The following is a 420-nucleotide window of genomic DNA, read 5'->3' on the forward strand; positions in this document are numbered from 1 at the left end:
TTTTTCCCAAGAGGCATACGCATGGGTAAAGAATACCTGAACACCCGAGGAGCTTTCTTCGATAAGAGATAGCGTGGAAAATTCAGATCCGTTATCCGTGGTTAGCGTCTTGAATTGTTCTAGCCCTTGTTTTTTTATTAAATCAAGTACACCTTTTTGAACCAATGCGGCGCTTTTCCCCAAACTTTTTTTGTGAGAAAGTAGCACGTTTTCCGTTCAACCATCGTGATGATGACGGGCTCATTTTTTTGTTTTTTTTCCTAAGACCAAATCAACTTCTCAATGTCCAAATGTTTCTCTTGATAGTACTTCTGGCGCACGTTCTTCAATGCTGCGTCCTAAGTGTCTAGCATTGCGGCCCTTCGGGTCTGAAACTGTTTTCTTTCGTGGTCGCATCCTGGTCTTCATAGGTAAATCAAT

Annotated in this window: 1 pseudogene; it reads right to left on the bottom strand. The window is 41.9% G+C overall.

Going from position 1 to position 420, the window contains the following annotated elements:
- Positions 1–420: pseudogene (locus ACFSR0_RS11920) on the bottom strand (IS30 family transposase); the annotation flags it as partial.

Source organism: Enterococcus camelliae, assembly GCF_042685105.1.
Taxonomy (GTDB): domain Bacteria; phylum Bacillota; class Bacilli; order Lactobacillales; family Enterococcaceae; genus Enterococcus_G; species Enterococcus_G camelliae.